The sequence below is a fragment of the Anaerococcus jeddahensis genome (assembly GCF_001182725.1).
GTDB classification, from domain to species: Bacteria; Bacillota; Clostridia; order Tissierellales; family Peptoniphilaceae; genus Anaerococcus; species Anaerococcus jeddahensis.
On the sequence record NZ_CWHU01000005.1, the window covers coordinates 919,915 to 941,592 of the forward strand.

The 21,678-nt window shown below is 29.7% G+C and carries 21 protein-coding genes and 1 tRNA gene; all 22 read right to left on the minus strand.

Annotated features, from left to right (window positions below):
* Positions 1–3,360: a penicillin-binding transpeptidase domain-containing protein gene (locus tag BN2087_RS07530; protein ID WP_049691204.1), complete on the minus strand. Its 3,360-nt coding sequence runs from the start codon at positions 3,358–3,360 to the stop codon at positions 1–3.
* Positions 3,361–3,371: 11 nt separating this feature from the next.
* Positions 3,372–3,863, minus strand: coding sequence for a rod shape-determining protein MreD (mreD, locus tag BN2087_RS07535; protein ID WP_049691205.1), 492 nt, complete (start codon positions 3,861–3,863; stop codon positions 3,372–3,374).
* Positions 3,864–3,871: 8 nt separating this feature from the next.
* Positions 3,872–4,702, minus strand: a complete 831-nt coding sequence (gene mreC, locus BN2087_RS07540) for a rod shape-determining protein MreC (protein ID WP_049691206.1) — start codon at positions 4,700–4,702, stop codon at positions 3,872–3,874.
* A 2-nt stretch (positions 4,703–4,704) separates the two neighbouring features.
* Positions 4,705–5,718, minus strand: a complete 1,014-nt coding sequence (mreB, locus tag BN2087_RS07545; RefSeq protein ID WP_049691207.1) for a rod shape-determining protein — start codon at positions 5,716–5,718, stop codon at positions 4,705–4,707.
* A 9-nt stretch (positions 5,719–5,727) separates the two neighbouring features.
* Positions 5,728–6,408, minus strand: coding sequence for a RadC family protein (radC, locus tag BN2087_RS07550; RefSeq protein ID WP_049691208.1), 681 nt, complete (start codon positions 6,406–6,408; stop codon positions 5,728–5,730).
* The gene (locus BN2087_RS07555; RefSeq protein WP_049691209.1) at positions 6,401–6,919 is read right to left on the minus strand and encodes a Gx transporter family protein; all 519 of its coding nucleotides are present in this window, start codon (positions 6,917–6,919) and stop codon (positions 6,401–6,403) included. The genes radC and BN2087_RS07555 overlap by 8 nt, the downstream gene beginning before the upstream one ends.
* Positions 6,916–7,305, minus strand: coding sequence for a NusG domain II-containing protein (locus tag BN2087_RS07560; RefSeq protein WP_049691210.1), 390 nt, complete (start codon positions 7,303–7,305; stop codon positions 6,916–6,918). The genes BN2087_RS07555 and BN2087_RS07560 overlap by 4 nt, the downstream gene beginning before the upstream one ends.
* Positions 7,306–7,413: 108 nt before the next feature.
* Positions 7,414–8,211 carry an RnfABCDGE type electron transport complex subunit B gene (locus tag BN2087_RS07565; RefSeq protein ID WP_049691211.1) on the minus strand — a complete coding sequence of 266 codons (798 nt, stop codon included), beginning with the start codon at positions 8,209–8,211 and terminating at the stop codon, positions 7,414–7,416.
* A 12-nt stretch (positions 8,212–8,223) separates the two neighbouring features.
* The gene (gene rsxA, locus BN2087_RS07570) at positions 8,224–8,799 is read right to left on the minus strand and encodes an electron transport complex subunit RsxA (protein ID WP_049691212.1); all 576 of its coding nucleotides are present in this window, start codon (positions 8,797–8,799) and stop codon (positions 8,224–8,226) included.
* Between the two features lie 8 nt (positions 8,800–8,807).
* A complete protein-coding gene (rsxE, locus tag BN2087_RS07575) occupies positions 8,808–9,473 on the minus strand; it encodes an electron transport complex subunit RsxE (protein WP_049691213.1) in 666 nt (221 codons plus the stop codon).
* A 10-nt stretch (positions 9,474–9,483) separates the two neighbouring features.
* A complete protein-coding gene (locus tag BN2087_RS07580) occupies positions 9,484–10,023 on the minus strand; it encodes an RnfABCDGE type electron transport complex subunit G (RefSeq protein WP_049691214.1) in 540 nt (179 codons plus the stop codon).
* Positions 10,016–10,954, minus strand: a complete 939-nt coding sequence (locus tag BN2087_RS07585) for an RnfABCDGE type electron transport complex subunit D (RefSeq protein ID WP_049691215.1) — start codon at positions 10,952–10,954, stop codon at positions 10,016–10,018. Before BN2087_RS07585 ends, BN2087_RS07580 begins: the two co-directional genes overlap by 8 nt.
* A gap of 11 nt (positions 10,955–10,965) precedes the next feature.
* Positions 10,966–12,282, minus strand: coding sequence for an electron transport complex subunit RsxC (rsxC, locus tag BN2087_RS07590; protein ID WP_049691216.1), 1,317 nt, complete (start codon positions 12,280–12,282; stop codon positions 10,966–10,968).
* Positions 12,283–12,346: 64 nt separating this feature from the next.
* Positions 12,347–13,003, minus strand: coding sequence for a lytic transglycosylase domain-containing protein (locus BN2087_RS07595; protein ID WP_049691217.1), 657 nt, complete (start codon positions 13,001–13,003; stop codon positions 12,347–12,349).
* Complete coding sequence (gene coaE, locus BN2087_RS07600) at positions 13,000–13,590, minus strand: dephospho-CoA kinase (protein ID WP_049691218.1); 591 nt, start codon at positions 13,588–13,590, stop codon at positions 13,000–13,002. Before coaE ends, BN2087_RS07595 begins: the two co-directional genes overlap by 4 nt.
* Complete coding sequence (polA, locus tag BN2087_RS07605; protein ID WP_049691219.1) at positions 13,577–16,213, minus strand: DNA polymerase I; 2,637 nt, start codon at positions 16,211–16,213, stop codon at positions 13,577–13,579. The genes coaE and polA overlap by 14 nt, the downstream gene beginning before the upstream one ends.
* 192 nt (positions 16,214–16,405) lie before the next feature.
* Positions 16,406–16,492, minus strand: a tRNA-Leu gene (locus BN2087_RS07610).
* Between the two features lie 52 nt (positions 16,493–16,544).
* Positions 16,545–17,135: a phosphatase PAP2 family protein gene (locus BN2087_RS07615; RefSeq protein ID WP_049691220.1), complete on the minus strand. Its 591-nt coding sequence runs from the start codon at positions 17,133–17,135 to the stop codon at positions 16,545–16,547.
* Positions 17,136–17,204: 69 nt separating this feature from the next.
* Positions 17,205–18,467, minus strand: a complete 1,263-nt coding sequence (locus tag BN2087_RS07620) for a CapA family protein (protein WP_049691221.1) — start codon at positions 18,465–18,467, stop codon at positions 17,205–17,207.
* Positions 18,468–18,528: 61 nt separating this feature from the next.
* Positions 18,529–19,845: a sodium-dependent transporter gene (locus BN2087_RS07625; RefSeq protein WP_049691222.1), complete on the minus strand. Its 1,317-nt coding sequence runs from the start codon at positions 19,843–19,845 to the stop codon at positions 18,529–18,531.
* Between the two features lie 17 nt (positions 19,846–19,862).
* Positions 19,863–21,185 (minus strand): sodium-dependent transporter, encoded by a 1,323-nt coding sequence (locus BN2087_RS07630; RefSeq protein WP_049691223.1) that lies wholly within the window; start codon positions 21,183–21,185, stop codon positions 19,863–19,865.
* A 121-nt stretch (positions 21,186–21,306) separates the two neighbouring features.
* Positions 21,307–21,663 (minus strand): PaaI family thioesterase, encoded by a 357-nt coding sequence (locus BN2087_RS07635; protein WP_049691224.1) that lies wholly within the window; start codon positions 21,661–21,663, stop codon positions 21,307–21,309.
* Between the last annotated feature and the right edge of the window lie 15 nt (positions 21,664–21,678).

Genomic DNA, 21,678 nt, shown 5'->3' on the forward strand with positions numbered 1-21,678 from the left:
TTACTCTCCCCCTGCATTTTCTTGATTATTATTTTCTGCATTTTTGCCAACAACTAAAGTTTGATCTTCTGGATTTATTTTAATATCAAAATATTTGCTAACAATATCTCTAACTACCGGACCACAATTTATTGAAGTTCCAGCTTGGACCATAAATACAGTTACAGCAATTTCTGGATCATCATAAGGTGCAAAAGCAATCATCCAAGCATACGAATCGAAAGGCGTACCATCTGGATTTTTACCCTCAACTTCAGCTGTACCCGTTTTTTCACCTACTTCAATTGGTAAATCTTTAAAAAATTTGAAAGCTTGTGCTGCTTGTAAAGCACCATATTTTATATCTTCAAAATGCTTAGGATCTTTAACTTCAATTTTTGATCTTTCTACTTGGTTTTTAAATAAAACATCTTTGGAATTGTGATTTGTCACCTTATCTATTAAAGTATATTTATTTAGATATCCGCCGTTTGAAAGAGTTGAAATAACCCTATTCATTTGAAGTGGTGTATAAGAATTTTGTCCTTGACCTATTACAATATTCAGCATATCTGTAATATCCCATTCAGCTTGGTTTAAAAATGTATATTTTATATTATCAGAAAGGCCAGCTCTTTCTCCTTCTAAAATTTCTTCAGGCTTATATCCCATTTTATCTAACATTTTAATAAGATCATCCCTACTAATAGATTTTGGTCTATCAGCTAATTTCACAATTTCTTCTATATCTTTATTAAAATCAGTCTTAGATTTTTTGGTTTTTTCCTTTAAATATTTATTTAGATTTTCTTCCAAATATTTTTTTAATAAAGTTTTTGTAACTTCTAATTTCTTTTCAGTAGATGGAATATTTCCACTAGATTCACTCGGTATATTTATTTCAATTCCTGTTGTTTCATCAAGTCCCAAAAGAGCTGCAGTTTTTCTAATATCATTAAGCTCTAATTTTACACCAACACTTTTCCCATTGTATGGATTTTCTCCCAAAGCTAAAGTAAAGAAATAATAGTTACAAGAAACTTTCAAAGCATCATATAAGGTTTCTTCTCCATGTTTTATTCCATACTCTGTCCAAGCTAAGCATGAAAATCTTCTATTTCCAATATCCATAAATCCATTACAATAGTTTAATCTTTTTGGGTCTAAACCTTTTTCTAAGGCTGCAAGAGAAGTAACAAGCTTAAATGTTGAACCAGGCATAGCGGCTGTTTGACTTGCCATATTTAACATAGGCCTTGGAGCTAGTACACTTGCATTATCTGGAGCTTGTAAACTCTCCCAATCAGTTTCCGAAATTCCTGTAGAAAATAAATTTGGATCATAATTTGGATAGGAAGCTGATGCTAAAACTTCTCCTGTTTTTACATTACTTACAACCACAGCACCACTAGTTGCATGCCTACTCGCTACTGGTGGATAATAATTTCCGTATTTAGATTCATGAACACTTCCTGTTCTAATTGCTTTGAGCATAGCAACTAATGATCTCTCAGCTTCTTTTTGCAAATTTGCATCGATAGTCAAATAAACATCATTTCCTGGTTCAGATGGGGTTTTTGATAAAGTTTCAATTCTATTACCTGACGAATCAACTGTAACTATACTTTTCCCATTTTTTCCCCTTAGAGTATCTTGATAAGATTCTTCAATACCGGTTTTTCCAACAATTTCATCTCTTAAGTATGAATCTTTATTTACATATCTTTCAACTTCCTCATCAGTCGCAATTGGTCCCATATAACCTAGAACGTGACTTGCTAGGTTTCTATTTGGATATGATCTAATTGGAATTGTTGCAACACTAATTCCTTTAGATTTTTCAATATTTTCTTCAATTCTTAAAACTGTGGCCTCATCCAAATTATAAACCAAATTAATAGGTCTAAATCCAAAAGATCCTTGCCTATTGATTAAATTATCAATTGTCAAAATTCCACATGCTTCGTAATCATTATCATTTTTTATATTTGATATTGACTTAATATAAGAAAGAATTTCCTTAGCATTTTTCTTTTTTAGGCTCTTAACAATCTTATCCCTACTTTGACTTCTGTCCATACTCGCATAGTATTCAAAAAAATCTTTTTTCCCTACATTAAAAGTATAATCCCACTTACTAGGCTTATCTTCAGAAATATCTATTGAAGGATATATATTATTTGAAGCTGTAGCGTTTTGCGCCAAATATTTTAATCTTTTATCTAAAATTACACCCTTTAATAAATTGTGTTTATCAGCAAGGTTTGCTAGCTCTTCTGCTGGATCTCCTGCTTGGGGGTTTTTAAATTCAACATTTACTGAATAGATATTTTTTTTATCTTTTTTTTCAGTTTTTACTTCAGTTTTAAAATTAGCATAAATCCCTTTATTTTCTAATTTTTCTATCAAAATATCAGCAGGGATTAAATATGATCGATCATCTTCGTTTAAACTTGCTGATTTCAAAAATTCTTTTATTGAAGATTTTTTTACTATTTGATAAAAATCATCACTTGCCTTAGTATCTAGTTTAATTTCTGGATATCCATTATTTAGGCTCGCTTTTTTTTGAATAAATTTCTCATCAGCAGTCAAGCTATAATCTTTTAAAATTATATTAGATTGTAAATTTTTCTCTTTTATAACTTTGTATGTTAAAAATCTTGCTTGATTGTTTTCTAATATATTTTTAATAACTGACTTATCTTCATTTATTGCGCTTACAACAACATCAACTGGTTTTTCATTTGTAGTATGGCCTATTGATTTTAGCTTATCATTGGCCTTATCTTTGTAGACTACTTTGAGTTCATTATTTTTTTGACTAACTAGAACTGGAATATCAATTCCTCTTTTTTTCAAAGCAAGAAGGGCTGTTTTTAATGTTTCATACTTAATCCCATCCTTGTTACTAGTAGTTTTTACAATTTCTCCCAATAATTTATTTTCAACTATTATATCTACAATTTTATCTTCAGGAGATTTTTCTTCTTTGAAATAATCTTTGGTGCTTTTATATTGAAAAGAGTTTAATCTTATATCAAAATCATTTTGATAATTTACGCCAGCTTCTTCCAAAATATTCACTAAAGAATTTAAAGCTTTTATCCTATCTTTATCATCTAAACTTGTAAGTTGATCTTTGTATAATTGAACTGCAAAAGAAGGAACAGTCGTAGCTAGGACATTTCCATTTCTATCTAAAATATCTCCCCTGCTTGCAATTTCATCAACCTCTTGAACCTTCCTATTATCAGATAGGTCCCTATAATGCTCACCTTGATTTATCATTAGAATAAACAATTTTATGAAAATCGCAAGAAACATTAGACCAAAGATTACTTGCAAAATAGTTAATCTATTTTCTTTTTGTTTTCTCAAAACTTACTCCCCTATATCCTATATATTGGTATATACATAATTTTTTTAATAATAAAATGATAAATAAAATAAATCAATGTATTTAGCAAAGCCTCAACCAAAAGCGGTACAAATAGGTAATTTTTAATCACAACAAGGTCTGTTTTGAAAATATATGTTATTAAACTTACCAAAGCAAAATTAATTATTGTAAATGCAAAAGTTAAAATCAAACCTGTATTTTTATCTTTGCTAAATCTAAATTTTTTATCTCCAACAAAATATCCAATCAAAAAATATGACAAGGCTCTCACACCAATAATATTTGAAAACATCAAATCTTCAAAAAGTCCAATAATAAGACCAGTATAGGCTCCACTTTTTGATCCAAGTGTAAGTGATAAACAAATAATAAAGGCAATAATAATATTTATATTAGCCCCAAATATATCAATTTTTGAAAATACACTAATTTGTAGGATAAAAGATATAAAAGCTATTATAAAAGTTTTAAATTTATTCATATCACACCTTACCTTCTAAGAATTAAAACCCTGTATAAGTGGGTGAAATCTGCTGGAGAATCTACTGTAATATTTTTTCTCAAAGAATCCTTACTCATATTAACATTTGATATTTCTCCCAAATACAAACCTTGTGGATAAACTCCTCCAATACCACTTGTAATAAGAATATCAGAATTTTTAACATCACTTGAAACTTCAAGCATATACCCACTTATAGTTTTGTTTTTATAATCATCAATTACACCATAGTCCCCACTTCTTGAGTTTATAAATGAAACGTCATTTGATGAATTTTTAATTGTTTCAATCTTACTTGTATTTTGATTTACCTTAACAACTTTACCAATAACTGCAGATGAATATTCACTATCACCGATAGCTTGCAATACTACATCATTAATTTTGATTCCATCTTTTTTTCCCTTGTCTATAAAAAATGATTCTTGCATACTTTTTACATCTGAATTAATAACTTGAGCTTTCAAATATTTGTAATTTTCATCTTTCATAGCTTCTTTTTCAGCTTTCAAGAAATCTTTTCTATTAATAATCTCCATTAAATTCGCATTTTCCTTTAGGAGATTTTTATTTTCAATCTTTAATTTTTCTACTTCAGATATTGTTTGTTTTGATCCAACTGTATCTTCAATAGCTTTAATCACTTCAGACGATACAGAATATGAAATTTTATTTATAGGTCTAAAAATTGTATTTGTAATATTATTTCCAGCCTCAGCCAAACCATCAGTTAGGCTTGAAATAAATATCAATAAGACCAACAAAAAAACTGTTATAAAAAAATATTTATTATTTTTTTTCTTTCTTCTATAAGCCATATTTACCTACTTTGAAATTTCAAAAATCTTTCAGGATTTTCCATTATTAAACCTGCACCCTTGATGGCATCAAATTCTGGCTTTTCAGAAACTTTTGCCTTCAAACTTGTTATTTTTTCAATATATTCACGAAGACCTTTTACATTAGCCATTCCACCTGTCATCAAAAATCCATCATTTTTAATATCACTTGACAATTCCGGTGGAGTTTTTTCCAATACCAAATAAATCATATCAACAAGCGAATCAGCGAATTCACTTATACATGGAGCTATTTCTTCACTTTTTATCTTAACACTCTTTGGTTGACCATCTTTTAAATTTTTGCCCTCAATCTCCATGGCAATTTCCTTATCCTTTAATCTAAGCGATAATAATTCTTTTTTTATGATCTCTGCAGTATTAAGTCCAATTTCAATTTTTTTGTTTTCCCTTAAAAATGCTTGAATGTTTTTATCAATGTCATCTCCACCCATTTTCAAGGTTTTGCTAGAAACAATTCCATTAAGGCTAATTACGCAAACTTCACTAGTTCCAGCACCAAGATTTAAAACCAAAATCCCTCTTGGATCTTCAGGACCAAGTCCTACCCCAAAGCAAGCTGCAAGAGATTCGTCAACCATAATAACATCCCTACTTCCAGCGTGCAAAGAAGCATCTTCAACTGCCCTTTGTTCGATGTCAGTAATTCCACTTGGCACACAAACAACAACTCTTGGCTGCATAACTGAAAAACCAGGATTTATTTTTTGGAAAAAATAATTCAACATTGCTTCAGTTAAATTAAAATCTGATATAACCCCATTTTCAATAGGTCTTTGTACTATAATTTCATCAGGAGTTTTTCCAACCATCTCTTTTGCCTCATGACCAATTGCTTTAATAGCCTTACTTTGGTGGTCAAGGACCAAAACTGATGGCTCAGATATTACAACTCCTTCGTTTTTCTTAAAAACCTTAATATCGCTAGTACCTAAGTCAATTGCTAGGTCTTCTGCCATAATCCTAAAATTCATCTTTATCTCCTATATAATATTTTCTTTTCTAAAACTAAAATATTCATTATTTCCAATTATAATATGGTCCAAAACACTAATATTTAAAATTTCACCAGCTTTAACAAGCCTGTCAGTAATAAGCTTATCATTTTGTGAAGGTTTTGGATTTCCGCTTGGGTGATTATGTACAAAAATTACAGAATTTGCACTTTTCCTAACCGCCCTTGTAAAACATTCCCTAGGATTAACTATAGAAGAATTAAGATCTCCTGTAGAAATTATTTCCTTACTAATAATTGCATTTTTAGTATTTAATAATATAGCATAGAAATGTTCTTTTTTTGTGTCTAAAAACTTATTTTTCATTAAATCAAAAACATCATCACAAGAATTGATGCATTTAATTTCTTTATTAATAATTTTTTCACTAAGTCTTTTACCAAGTTGGATGGCTGCAATGATTTTACTTGCCTTTGCAAGTTTTATTCCATCAATTTCACATAATTCTTCAATGCTAATAGACAAAAGTTCTTCAGCAGAAAATTTACTTAAAATTTCCCTAGAAATTTCTATAGCATTTTTCTTTTTTGAACCAGTTTCAATTAATATAGCAAAAAGTTCCTCATCACTTAGAGCTTCATAACCATAGTTTTTTAATTTTTCTCTAGGTCTTTGACTAAGATCTAAATCTTTAATTTTTTTATTCATTTAAAACACCAATTTTCTTTAAATGCTCAACTATGAAATTTGAACTTAAACCAACAAAAAATCCAGTAAAAATTCCTATGAAAACTAAAACTGGAAAATAATAAAACATTTTAATATTTTGCATAAAAAATATAGCCACAAGAATTTGACCAAGATTATGAAAAAAAGCTCCAATTTCACTTACACCAATTAGGGAAAAATCATCATTAACCTTTTTAAGTGAAAAATACATGGCAGTTGTTGAAAAAATAGCGCCTACAAATGAATAGAAAAAACTCATTACAGATCCAGTAATTAGAACTAATAAAAAAGATTTTAATACACTTACACAAAGAGCTTTTTTAAAGTCATACAAACAAATACTTAGCAAAATAATTATATTAGAAAATCCAAGCCTTGCACCAGGAATCGGTACTGGCATGGGAACTGTCGATTCAATCAAAGAAATCGCCAAAGATAAGGCAAGTAAAAGTGCTAAATTTATGTAAACATTCAATCTATTATTTTTCATCCAACCACCTTATCAATCTCTTGATCATTTTTTTTATCATCTTTTGATATAATTTCTAAAATAAGTCTGTGTGGAAGGCAAACTATAGTCTCACCAACTTTTTCAATACTTGGCATATGAGTACAAATCAAATCCCTACAATTTGCCTCTCTCATCTTTACCTTGCCATTTTTTATTTCAACTATATTATACTCATCTTTATCAATTTTAATTTTAAAAGTTTTATCTTTATTTAAAGGATACCTACCATATTCCTTCCCATTAAGCTCAACTTTCAAATAATTTCCATTTTCATTTGACTTAAATTTTTGCACAAAAAAAGCCATGCCAATGCTTAAAAATAATAATAATATAACAACTAATTTATCTGTTTTTTTGAATTTCATAACTACCTCTTATAAGAGTTTATCATTTAAAATAGATTGATGTCAATTTAAAAAATCCAATAAAAAATGACCACCGATTTATTTCGATGGTCATTTTTATTTATTGTTTTATTCAACATCAATACATTTTGCAGGGCATTTTTCTGCTGCTTCTTTTAATAAATTAAGATCTAAATTATCAGAAATTGTTTCTTTTGATAAGAAATTATCCATAGAAAATCCTTCAGGATAAGTTCTTGCACAAATTGAACAACCAATACATCCAACTTTACAATTTCCTCTAACATCTTTTCCTTTATCATGTGATGAACATTTTACAATTGCTTTTTGTGAATAAGGAACAAGCTCAATAATATTTTTTGGACAAGTTTTAACACAAGCACCACATGCTACGCATTTTTCTTTATCTACTACGCTTACTCCATCAACCATATGTATAGCATCAAATTCACAAGCTTTTACACAAGATCCACATCCTAGGCATCCATAATTACAAGCTTTTTTTCCACCAAATAAAGCAATTTGAGCTCTACAATCTTCAAGACCTGCATAATCATATAAATCTTTTGCATTTTCGCAAGTTCCATTACATTTAACCACAGCAACTTTTTTGTCTCCAGCTCCACTAGATTCAACGCCCATTGCACTTGCAACTTCATCAGTTACTGATTGTCCACCAATAACACAAGCTGAAACTGGTGCTTCTCCTTTTGCTATTGCATTTGCACAACCATCACATCCAGGATATCCACAAGCACCACAGTTTGCTCCAGGAAGAGCATCTCTTACTCTTTCTACAATTGGGTCAGTTTCTACTTCAAATTTTTTACTAATAACACCTAATAAGCCAGCTAGAACAAATCCTAGAACAGCTAATACAAGTGTTGGTATTAATATATTATTCATGACATTTCTCCTCTATGCTAATCCTGCAAAGCCCATAAAGGCAATTGACATTAGACCTAGAGTAATTAAAGTGATAGGTCCACCCTTGAAAGCTTCTGGCAAGTCGTTATCTTCTATTTTTTCTCTTATAGAAGCAAGTATTACTAAAGCTATTAAAAATCCTACTGCAGCTGCTGCTGAATTTACAGTTGTTTCTAATAAATTATAGCTTTCATTTATATTTTTGATTGCAACACCAAGTACTATACAGTTTGTAGTGATAAGTGGTAAATAAACACCAAGAGCTTCATAAAGATTTGGCATTGATTTTTTCATAATCATTTCTACTGTTTGTACTAGAGATGCTATTACCAAAATAAATACAACAGTTTGTAAATATCCAATATTTAATGGATCAAGTATGTAGTATTGGATTATCCAAGTGATTATAGATGATAAGGTAACTACAAATATTACTGCAGCTCCCATTCCCTTTGCTGTTTCTACCTTACTTGTTACACCAAGTGTAGGACAAATTCCTAAAAATTGTCCCAATACATAGTTATTTACAAAAATTGATGCAATAATAATTGAAAATAATTCTGACATAATTCCTCCTACTTATTATTTTTCTTCTTGTTTGAAATAGCTGCTGCTACCGCAAACATGATTCCTAGGATAATAAATGAAGATGCTGGTTGAATTAAAAATCCAATTGTATAATCTTCAGGAATTATTCTATTATCTAATAAAGTACCATTTCCAAATAATTCTCTTATCGCCGCAAGAATTGAAATAGCAACAGTATAACCTAACCCTTGTCCTAGTCCATCAATAATTGATGCAATAGGACCTTGTTGAGATGCAAATCCTTCAGCTCTTGCAAGAATTATACAGTTTACAACTATAAGCGGAATAAAAATTCCAAGTGATTGGTCTAAAGCTGGTAAATAAGCTTTTATAATCATTTGTACCATAGTTACGAAACTTGCTATTACTACAATAAATGATGGAATTCTTACTTCATCTGGGATGAAATTTCTTAGTAAAGAAATTACTAAGTTTGAAAGAGTTAGTACAAAAATAACTGCAGCTCCCATTCCAATTGCATTTGAAAGTGATGAAGAAATAGCAAGTACAGAACACATTCCAACCATTTGTACGAATACAGGGTTATTTGAAAATATTCCATCTTTAAAAACTTTTCCTAAATTTACAGATTTTTTCTTTCTTTTTTCTTTTTCTTTTTGAACATCTATAGGTTTTCCGGTTTGTCTTTCCATATTTATCCCCCTACTTAATATCTTTCAATACTTCACGAGCAGTATTTATACCATTAAGGATAGCATTGGTTGAATATGTAGCTCCTGAAATTCCTACAATTTCATTTTCAGATCCAGCTTCAGATGCACCAACTTTTTTGTCCATGCTTACACCCTTAACTCCTTCTTTAAACCAATCTTCTTCCATTTGAAGACCAAATCCTGCAGATTCTGAATGTTTAAGAGGGCTGAAACCTGTTAATTTATTTTCACTATCAACTCCAACTATAAATTCGATATCTCCACCGTATCCACCTTTAGAGTTTATATCAAACACATATCCTTTGCCTCCGTCAGCTTTATAAACTCCTTTAACAGAATCAGGAAATTTTCCCTTTACTTCTTCAAAGTCTTTTCCTTCTGGATAGGCAATTTTTAATGATTCATTTAATTTCTCTTGATCAGCTTTTTTAATAATTGGAGCTGTAACTGAATTTGTAAAGGCCAATACCAAAGCTGATACAGCTGTAATTATTAATAATTTAATTCCTAATTTTAATGCTTTATTCATCTTTTGCCCCTTTATTAGCTACACCAAATACCTTAGGCATTGTCTTACTATCTATAAGTGGAACTAACAAGTTCATTAGTAATATTGAGTATGAAACACCTTCTGGATATCCACCAAAAACTCTTATAAGAGAGGTGATAAGTCCGCAACCAAATGCAAATATTATTTCACCTTTTTTGGTAACTGGGCTTGTTGTATAATCTGTTGCCATGAAAAATGCTCCAAGCATTAGACCACCTGATAATAATTGTTCAAGTATTCCATCTACAGATTTATTAAATACCATTAATAAGATGGCTGTTGTTAATATGTATACTGCAGGTATTCTTAATGAGATAACTTTTCTAAATACTAGGTATGCTGCTCCAATTAATAAGGCAATTGTTGAAACTTCTCCAATACATCCACCCATATTTCCAATAAACATATCAAGTAAGGCTGGTTTTTGTCCGCCTGATAAAACTGTTGCTGCTGAGACTGCTGAAACTTTTCCAGGTGCTACATAATTTGACATATTTTTTGACCAAGATGCAAGTAAAAATGCTCTTGCTCCTAATGCTGGATTTACTATATTTTGTCCTATTCCACCAAAAAATTGCTTACAAATAACAATGGCAAAAACTGCACCTATTACTGTTTGCCAAACTGGCATTGTTACTGGAATATTGTAGGCTAAAAGTAAACCTGTAACTACAGCTGATAAATCACTTATTGATGATTGTCTTTTCATTACTTTATTAGATATAAATTCTGCAATTACTGCACTTAAAACTGATGCTATCATCAAGATTAAAGCTTTCATTCCAAAGAAATATATTCCTACAAGACCTGTTGGAATGAGGGCGATAATTACATCTAACATTTCTTTAGTAACAGTTCTCTCGCTTCTCATATGAGGAGAGGATGATACTAATAATTTTTTTGCTTCCATTTATTTCTCCTCTACTTTCCTGCTTGACGAATTTGTCTTTTTCCAAACCTAATAGCTTCAACTAAAGGTCTTTTTGATGGACAAATGTATGAACATGATCCACATTCTATACAATCAAGTATATGAAGATCTTGAGCCTTATCAAATTTTTCTTTTAGTGAAAATTTATGTATTAACAAAGGCATAAGTCCAACTGGACAAACATTTACACACTTAGCACATCTTATACAAGGATTTGTAATTGGTGCTTTTGATTCTTCTTTGTTTAAAACTAATATACAGTTGCTAGCTTTTTCTACTGGTTGATTTATATTTGGTTGGGCAATTCCCATCATTGGTCCACCATTTATAACTTTTCCAGCATCTTCTGTTAGTCCACCAGCTTCTTCTATCATATGTTCAAAACTTGTTCCAATTCTTACAAGAAAATTAGATGGATTTTTTATTCCATGACCTGTTACTGTCATATATCTTTCTATTAATGGTTTTCCGTAATATACTGCTTCATAAACTGCGTTAGCACTTGAAACGTTTGATACTATTACTCCAACATCCATTGGGAGTCCACCTGATGGAACTTCTCTATGTAATACAGCATTAATAATTCTTTTTTCATCTCCTTGAGGATATTTTGTAACCATAGTTGCTACTTCAAGTTTTGATGAATTTTTCTTTGCCACTGCCTTTTTAACTTTTTCGATTGCTTCTGGTTTATTATCTTCGATTGCTATAATTCCTTTTTTAGCATCTACTGCTTTTACAAGAAGTTCTAAAGCATCTACAATTCGATCTGCTTTTGTTTTTAAAAGTAAATCATCGCAAGTAACGTAAGGTTCACATTCTGCACCGTTTATAATAACTGTATCAACTGGTTTATTTGGTGAATATTTAATATGTGCAGGAAATGCTGCTCCTCCCATACCTACAAGACCATTTTCTTTAATTGCCTCAACTATTTTTTCTTTTGTAAGGTTTGTAACATCTTTTCTTTCGTAGTTAATTTCTTGGTCATAGCCTTCAGTATCAATTACAACAGCCTTACTGTTTTTTCCAGATGCTGTTTGAATATCGATTACATTTGTGACTTTACCATTAACTGATGAGTGAATATTAGCAGAAAAATTACCTACAGCTTCACCTATAAGCTCTCCTATTTTAACTTCATCGTTTTTCTTAACTAAACATTTGCTTGGAGCTCCAATGTGTTGAGTAAGAGGAATTGTTACAGTTTTTGGAATTTTTGCAACAATTAAGTCTTTATTTTCACTTAATTCCTTATACTCTGGAATTTTAACTCCATTGTCAAATGACAAATTTTCTAGAGCCATAATCTCTCCTTTCATTTAATACGTATATAAGCATTATAAATTATTTAAAAATATTATTCAATGTTTATAAGACATCAAATAATATTTTTTTAACAAATTTCTTATAATTTTTTATAGCAAGTTTTTTCCTATCTTTTAAATCGTTTTTACTTGGAAGACCTTCATCATAAAAAACTTTCATCAAATCATAGTTTGAATTTATTTTTATTACATATTGTCTTGTTTCTTCTGTTGGAATTTTTGAAGGATCCGGATCGTGTCTATCTATTTTTTTATCGGCCAACCACTTATCTACATTTCCTATTCCACCATTATAGGCTGCAAGGGCCAAATCGGTGTTGTTGTAATATTTGTTTAAATAGTTGAAATAGCCTACTCCCAAATTTAAATTATACTCAACATCTTTTAATTTATCTGGATAATATTCTTCTCCAATTATTTCTGCGCTGTGTTTTGCTGATGAATCTAGAAGTTGCATTAGGCCTTTTGCATTTTGATTTGAATGTGCTTCATTGTCAAAGTCACTTTCTACTTTTATTATTGATGCAACTAAAAGCGGATCAACATTGTATTTTTCTGAATATTTTTTTATTTCATCTTGGTAGGCGATTTTTTGTCTTGATGTTTGGTAGGCTACGATTGAAAAACTAATTATTACAACCATTGCCATTGCCAAAACTATTATTCCTATAATTTTAAAAATATTTTTTAAAGCTTTCATATTTTCTCCAAATTTTTTAAAGCTATTTCTACTTTTTTTTCTAATTCTTCTAAACTTGTACTATTATCGAAAATAAGGTCTGATTTTTTTTTCATTGACAAATAATCTTGACTTTCTATCTTTTTTATTGCAAAATCTCTATCAATTTTATCTCTTTGCATTAGTCTTTGTATTTGTACTTCTCTATTTGCACAAACCAACCATACATAATCACATGGAAATTTTTCTTTCATCTGAAAAAATAAGGGAATTTCTACAAAAATATTCTTATCCTTACTTTTTTCTATTAAAGAATTTATATAGGTTATTATATTTTTATGGGTTATTTTATTTATTAATTCTCTTTTTTTTGAATCAGTAAAAATTATTTTTGCAAGTTTTTTCTTATTAAGGCTTTCCCCACCAAAAGCCTCGTCAAAGGCCTTTGATGATAAAATTTCCTTGTAATTTATTTGATCTTTTTCTAATAATTTTCTATTTATTTTGTCGCTATCTATAACTTTGTATCCCTTTTTTCTCAAAATTTCTGAAAGGGAAGATTTTCCGCTTGCTATTGTTCCTGTTATTACTATCTTATTTTGATTCATACATGCTTTCTCCGCTATCTATGTCAACCAAAAGTGGAACTCTTAGTTTTACCGCATCTTGCATGGATGATTTTAAAATTTCCTTTGCCTTTTCTAAATCTTTTTTGCTTGCTTCAATGATTATTTCATCATGGATTTGCAATACTATTTTTGCATCTAATTTTGCTTTTTTTAGATTTTCGTATGAATTTATCATGGCAAATTTAATTATATCTGCTGCTGATCCTTGGATTGGAGTGTTTAATGCAACTCTTTCTCCAAAACTTCTTACATTGAAGTTTTTAGAATTTATTTCTGGGACATATCTTCTTCTATTAAATATGGTATTTACGAAGCCTTCTTCTTTGGCTTTTTTTACTATATCTTTCATATATTTTTTAATTTCAGGATAGGTATTAAGATAATTGTCTATATATTCTTTGGCCCTTTTTCTTGGGATATTTAAATTTTGGCTTAAGCCATAATCGCTTATTCCATAGATTATTCCAAAATTTACTGCCTTTGCTTCACTTCTTTGTAATTTCGTCACCTCATCAATTGGAGTGGAAAATACTTCTGAGGCAGTTTTTGTGTGAATATCTATATTTTTTGAAAAAGCTTCTTGCATTTTTTTGTCATTTGCAAGATGGGCTAGGACTCTAAGCTCAATTTGTGAATAATCTGCATCAATTAAAACTTTTCCCTCATCTGCCTTGAAGGCTTTTCTAATTTTTCTGCCCTCTTCGGTTCTTATTGGAAGGTTTTGTAGGTTTGGTTCGGTTGATGAAAGTCTGCCTGTTGCTGTAACATTTTGCTTAAAAGTTGACCTTATTCTTCCATCTTTATCAATACATTCTTCCAAACTTTCAAGATAGGTTGATTTTAATTTATACATCTCCCTGTATCTTTCAATTTTTTTGATTATTGGGTGTTTATCCCTTAGTTTTTCCAAAACTTGGGCGTTTGTTGAATATCCAGTTTTTGTCTTTTTTATGACTGGAAGTTCTAAATCTTCAAATAAAATTATTGAAAGTTGTTTTGGTGAATTTATATTAAACTCACTACCGCTAAGCTCATAGATTATTTTTTCCAAATCTTCAAGTTCGATTGAAACTTCATCTTTAATTTTTTCAAGTTCATTTTTATCACAGACAAATCCAGTTATTTCCATATCTGCCAAAACTTTAGATAATTTTATTTCACAATCCTTATAAAGATCATACATAGAAAGCTCTTTTAATTTTTCGGTTAAAATATCCAAACTATCTTCAATCGCATTTACAATTGAAGCCAAATATTTTCCAAGATTTTCTGTTTCTAAATCCTTGTATGATTTTTTACTTTTTCCCTTACCAAGCAAATCTTCTTCATTTGAAACCTCATATTTCAAAAAAGCCTGACTAAAGGTTTTTAAATCATAAGAAGACCTTGAAGGATCGATAATATAGTGCATAAGCATGGTATCATCATAAGGAAGGGATAAATTTATACCAAGCTTATCAAATAAAACAATATCTTCTTTTATATCAAAAGAAACTTTTTTAATATTTTCATCTTCAAAATATTTTTTGAATTTTTCAACAAATTCATCATTTGCATCATATATATGAGTTTTTGATGAAGGTGTTTTTATTCCAATTTTAAAAGCTTTTGAATGAATGTAATTTTCTCCTTCATAAAGACTTTTAAAATAAAATATTTTTTCTTTTTCTATATCCTTTGTTAAAGAAAAATCATTAAAAGAATAAGAAAAATCTAAATCATCTTTTTTTTCTTCACTTGTATCTTCAAATTTTTCCATAAATTTATTGAAATTATATTTAGAGAATTTTTCCCTCAAAGATTCCAAGTCCGGATCTTTTACCTTTAAATCTGAAATTTCCATACCAACAGGAGCATTTGTTACAATAGTTCCTATTTTTTTGGACAAAAAAGCAATTTGTCTTGAATTTTCAAGATTTTCCTTGGTTTTTTTGCCTTTTATTTCATCTAAATTTTCATACAAATCTTCCATAGACCCATATTGTTTTATAAACTTAATAGCAGTTTTCTCACCAATTCCATCTACACCTGGAATATTATCAGATTTATCTCCCATTAGGCCCTTTACATCAATTAATTGTTTAGGACTAAGACCATAATCCTCTTTAATTTTTTCTTCGGTTATTTCTTCCATTTGAGAAATTCCCTTTCTTGTAAGATAAACAATAACATCATCGTTTACAAGTTGAAAATAATCCTTATCCCCTGTAATAATTACAGTTTCAAGTCCCTCATCTTTTGCAATTTTTGAAAAAGTTCCAACAATATCATCAGCTTCATAGCCATCTATATCCAAATATTTTACATTTAGTGAATCTAAAATATCTTTTAAAATTCCAAATTGATAATTTAATTCGTTTGGAGCCTTGTCCCTGTTCGCCTTATAATCTTCAAATTCCTTGTGCCTAAAAGTTTTTGTTTTTTTATCAAAGGCAACCAAAATATAATCAGGCTTATACTCATCAACAGCCCTAAAATACATGGTCAAAAATCCATAAACACCATTGGTCATAACCCCATCAGCATTAGTAAGATTAGGAAGGGCAAAAAAAGCTCTAAAAATCAAACTAGATCCATCAATCAGCATTACTTTTTTACTCATATAAATCTCCTTTCTATTAGTATAACATATTTTATTTTACACAAAAAAAGTAAGTAGAAAAATCTACTTACTTAAAAAATATTTTAAAATTTTATTTTAAAGTTATGATTACCCACACCTTGCGCACAAAAAAACATTAAAAAAGCTATACCCCTTGGTATAGCTCAAATATGAAAAAAATAAAAAAATTAATGGTGCTGGTGGTGGGACTTGAACCCACACGTTCCGGAGAACAACAGAGTTTGAGTCTGTCTCGTCTGCCAATTCCGACACACCAGCATTAACACTACCTGTATATTATAACACCATTAATCATCATATGCAAATTTTTTTACATTTTTCTTAAATCTTTTAAATCAAAATTTAACTTTTCTAGATTTTTTCTTAGTTTTAAACCTGTATTAGAAAAATAAAATTTTAAAGTTATTAGTGAGCTAAGTATTCCTATTATTATTCCACAAAAAACATCTGATGGAAAATGTACATATAAATATAATCTAGAAAATGCTATTAAAACTGCAAGTACACTTGTAATTATTTTTAAAGGTTTAGATTTCGAAAATAACAAAATAACTGTAAGCATGCAAAAAGAAATCGCAGAATGACCAGAAGGAAATGAAGGATCTTGTGGTTTTAAAACTAATAATTTTATTCCATCAACAATTTCAAAAGGTCTTACCCTTCCAACAGCAGGTTTTATAATCAAATTTACGACTATAGAATTTATCAAAAGACAAATTAACATTAATTTTCCTAATTTTTTGTATTCCTTGCTTGTCAAAAAAATTAAAATCAATAAAATCCAAAATATCCCCATATTACCAAGGGCAGTTATAGTTGTCATGGTTTTATCCATAATGGGACTTTTCAAATTTTGAATAAGATTTAAAATCGCAATATCTATTTTTGTAATGAAATTCATATCTTCTCCTTTTTCTTAGGCTTATAATATCATATAGATTAAAAATAAAAAAGACTGCACATTGCAGCCTTATTCTACTTTAGTATTTATAGTTTCTGTAATCATTTGATCACAAGTTTTTATTCTTTCTCTTTGGTTTTCATTTACCTTGTCAAAATATTTTCCACCTTCTAGAAAATCTTTTGTTCTAAAAACTTTTGCCAAATATCCATATTGATCATACCAATGACCATTCCAAATCGGATAAAAATCAACCTTACCGATCCTTGCCTTTCCAGTTTTTTTATCTTTTAAAATATCAATATCAAAAGCAACTGATTGTTCGGTTCTGATATCTCCTAAAACCTCATAAGCTTGGCACGCTACAAAATTTCCACAAGAATAAGCAATATACCCTTCTCTTCCATCTTTTGTCTTGTATCTTTCAGCAGGTTGACTTACGTGAGGATGATTTCCAATAACTAAATCTGCTCCACAATCAATCATATCTCTTCCAAGTTTAATTTGTTCATCAGTAGGATAAGATTGGTATTCAACTCCCCAATGAGGATACACAATTATTAAATCAGCATCATTTTTCTTTGCCTCTTCAATATCCGCTTTTATTTTTTCAGAATCCAAATAATTTATTATCTCTTCCGGCTTATTTTTTTCAATCACACCATCAAGGCCATTTACCCCATAAGTGTAGGACATAAAAGCAACTTTTAATCCCTTCACATCTAGATAAATAAATCTATCACCATCTGCCTTATGGGTTCCAGAGTGCGCCATCCCGTATTCATCCATGGCATCAATTGTATCAAAAATTCCTTCTTCAAAAGAATCAACTGAATGGTTGTTTGCAGTTGAAAGGACATCAAAACCTGCGTTTTTTATATCCCTAATATATTCTTTTGGAGTTGTAAATTGAGGATAGCCTGAAGGCTCACGAGTTTTGCTTACACTTGTTTCAAAATTTCCAATACTAAGATCAGAATCTTTTACAAAATCTTTTATATATTCAAATTGGTTTGAAAAATCATATTCGCCGTTTCCATAATTTTTAGCATAATCAACTTGATCAATATGAGCCATCAAATCCCCAAAAGCCTTAATATTGATAATCTCGTCATTGGTTTTTTTGTCGAATTTTTTAGCCCTTTTTTTATCAATTACAATTATATTTTCATCAGCTAATTTTTCCGATTTTTCTTCACTTGAAACACTTTGACTAACTTCATTTGAATTAATTTTATTGTTAGAATTATTTTTCAAATCCTTGCATGATGACAAAGTCACAGTTAAAAGAAAAATTAAAGCAAATGATAGTATTTTTTTAAATCTTTTCATTCCCGCTCCTTTATAAAATTATTATATTTTAATTATATAATATTTTATAAATAAAGTCACATTAGAATGAAATTTGATATCTAATAGCTATTATACAAAGAATTACTGCAAGTGGAACATATAAATATCTTCCAAGATTGTACCATCCATCTCCGTGCTTCTTTTTGGCACTTTTATTTATTTCATCAAGCAAATCTTCTTTTTTCATAACCCAAAACCATGAGATTGCCCCCATAATTGCAGAAATTGGTAGGATGTAGATTGTTACAAAGTTCATCCATGCTCCCCATTTTGCAATTGGGTGTAAAAATAATCCACAAATAAATACTATTGCCATTAAGGCCATCAAAACATAGGTTCTTTTTAACTTTTCAAATTTTGATGTTATTGCTTCTACAACAGTTTCAATCATAGATTGAACTGATAAAACTCCTGCAAATACAATTGCTATATATAAAATTATTGCAAATAATCTTCCACCAGCTATTTCTTGTAAAACTTTTGGTAATACAACAAATATTAGTTTTGGTCCTTCTGATTGAGAAAATCCAAAGGCAAAAGTCGCTGGAAGCATTACAAAAGTTGATAGCATAGCTGCAACAGTATCAAGGCTAGAAGTTATTGTTGATGAGTGAACTATATCTTCACTTTCTGGAAGGTATGAACCATATACAACCATAACTGTTGAAACTATTGATAAAGAAAAGAAAGCTTGCCCCATTGCTGCTATCCATAATCTTATATCCATTAATTTTTCAGGATCAAGACTAAAAATAAATTTATAACCTTCAATAGCCTTGTCCAAGAATGCAATTCTTATGGCAAGAATTATAAATAAAATAAAAAATAAGGGCATCATAAATGAATTTGTTTTTTCAATTCCCTTCGTTCCATAAGCAAGAGTCAAAAATACAATTATAATTAATAAAAAATGTTCTTTTGCAAGGGCAAAATCATTTGTAGAAATTGATTCAAACCAAAGATTTGGGTCTTGTGTCAACAAAGTTCCACTTATTGAATCAAGCAAGGCTTTAAGTACATAAGTTATTACAACCGTATATCCAATAGCAAGCAAAACTACTCCAACTAGAGGAATCCACCTTAAAACTCTTCCAACTCCTTCTTTGTTTCTTGATTTCCATACTTCCCTAAAAACTCCCATAGGACCCGATTTATATTTTCTTCCAACTGCACTTTCAGCAGAAAGTCCTACTCGACCAAATAAAAATACAAAGAATAAATAAGGGATTAAGAAAGATAATCCTCCGTTCATTCCTATTTTATAGGGAAAAGCCCAAACGTTGGCAAGTCCAACCGCACTTCCAACGCAAGCCATAATAAATCCCCATTTGTTACTAAATTTCGAATTGTTTTCCATTATTTTCTCCATTCATTTTAAAATGTTACCTTAAAAACTAAGGCTAAAATTGATAGGCCAATGGCAATTGGTACATATACATATTTTCCAAGCATGTGCCATTTTTCTCCAACTTTTTTCTTTGCTCCCATATTAACTTCTTCCAATTGTTCTTCTTTTTTCCAAAAATAAAACCAAGTTATAGCGCCTATAGATGCTCCAATTGGAATTATATAAATTGAAACAAGATCCATCCATGGACCCCACTTTCCAATTGATTCCATGTTCATGCCAACTAAAAATGTAATAAGACCAATAATTATCAAAGCGTGTATCCTTTTAATTTTTTTATATCTATGAATTATTGATTCTACAATTACCTCAAACATATTTTGTAAAGAAGAAATACCAGCAAAAACAACTGCTACATAAAGAATGATTGCAAAAATCCTTCCACCTTTTATATTTTGAAGAATTGTTGGCAAAACTTCAAATAAAAGTCCAGGACCACCAGCTTGAGATAGCCCAAAAACTAAAATTGATGGAACAATTACACAAGATGAAATTAAAGCAGCCAAAGTATCAAACAAAGCTGTAGATTTTGCTGCGGATAAAATATCTTCCTTTTTGTCAAGATATGATCCACAAACAATCATACCACTTCCTGTAACAGAAAGAGAAAAGAAAGCTTGACCCATAGCATTAACAATAGTATTTAATGATAATTTATCAAAATCAAATCTAAACATATATTTATAACCTTCAAGAGCATTTGGTAAGGTTAAAATAAAAATTGCAATAATTAAAAATAAAATAAAAAATGCTGGCATCATAACTTTATTGGATTTTTCAATTGTATCAGCTCCCTTTAAACAAGTCAAAAGTGTAGCCAAAATAATAATAAAATGATAAATAAGTACAGAATAATCCTTGTTAGCAAAAGATTCAAACCAATCTTTAGTATTTACAACCATAAGCTCGCCTGTAATAGAATCAACCAAAGCTTTTAAAACATAAGAAACTATTACTGCATAACCAATAGCAATAAATAAAGATCCAATCAAAGGCAAAATTCCTATATTTTTACTAAAAAATGAATGACTTTTTTTATTATTTTTTGAATTTAAGGCATATTCATAAGAGCCCAAAGTTCCAGTTCCAGCTCTTCTACCTATTGCAAATTCACTTGATAAACCTACATAAGCAAAAAGAGCTACAAAAACTAAATAAAATAATAAGAAAAACATTCCACCATCTTGAAATTTGTAAGGAAAGCCCCACACATTCGCCATGCCAACGGCACTACCAACAGCGGTCAGGATAAAACCCAACCTAGATGAAAATTTTTTTTCTTTGTCCATATTTAACTCCTTTTTACTTTAGCACACCAAGGTGTTGGTGTCCTATTGAACTTGTTTCATTATATCATAAATCTAATATTTGTAAAACAAATTTTTAAAAAAAATTAAATATAAAAATATATCATAATTTCATAAAAGTAAACCTTCCAATTGCAATCAATTTTTTCCTATCATCAAACACATCACAATCAATATTAATAACTTTTCTACCAATTTTTTTTGCCATACATTTTGCATACAAAAATTCAGTATCCCTACCCGCTCTAAGAAAATTTACATAACCATCACTTGTAACAAATTCCCCATCAAAATATTCCGAAGCTTTTTTTCCACAAGCTGTATCGATCAAAGTCATTGTGACCCCACCGTGAATAATTTTATTAATATTTAAACAATATTCCTTAATAGGAATTTTTGTAATAAGATCTCCATCATCATTTTTCACATATTCCATTTCCAAATAGTCAACAAAATTCATAAAAATCCTTTCTTT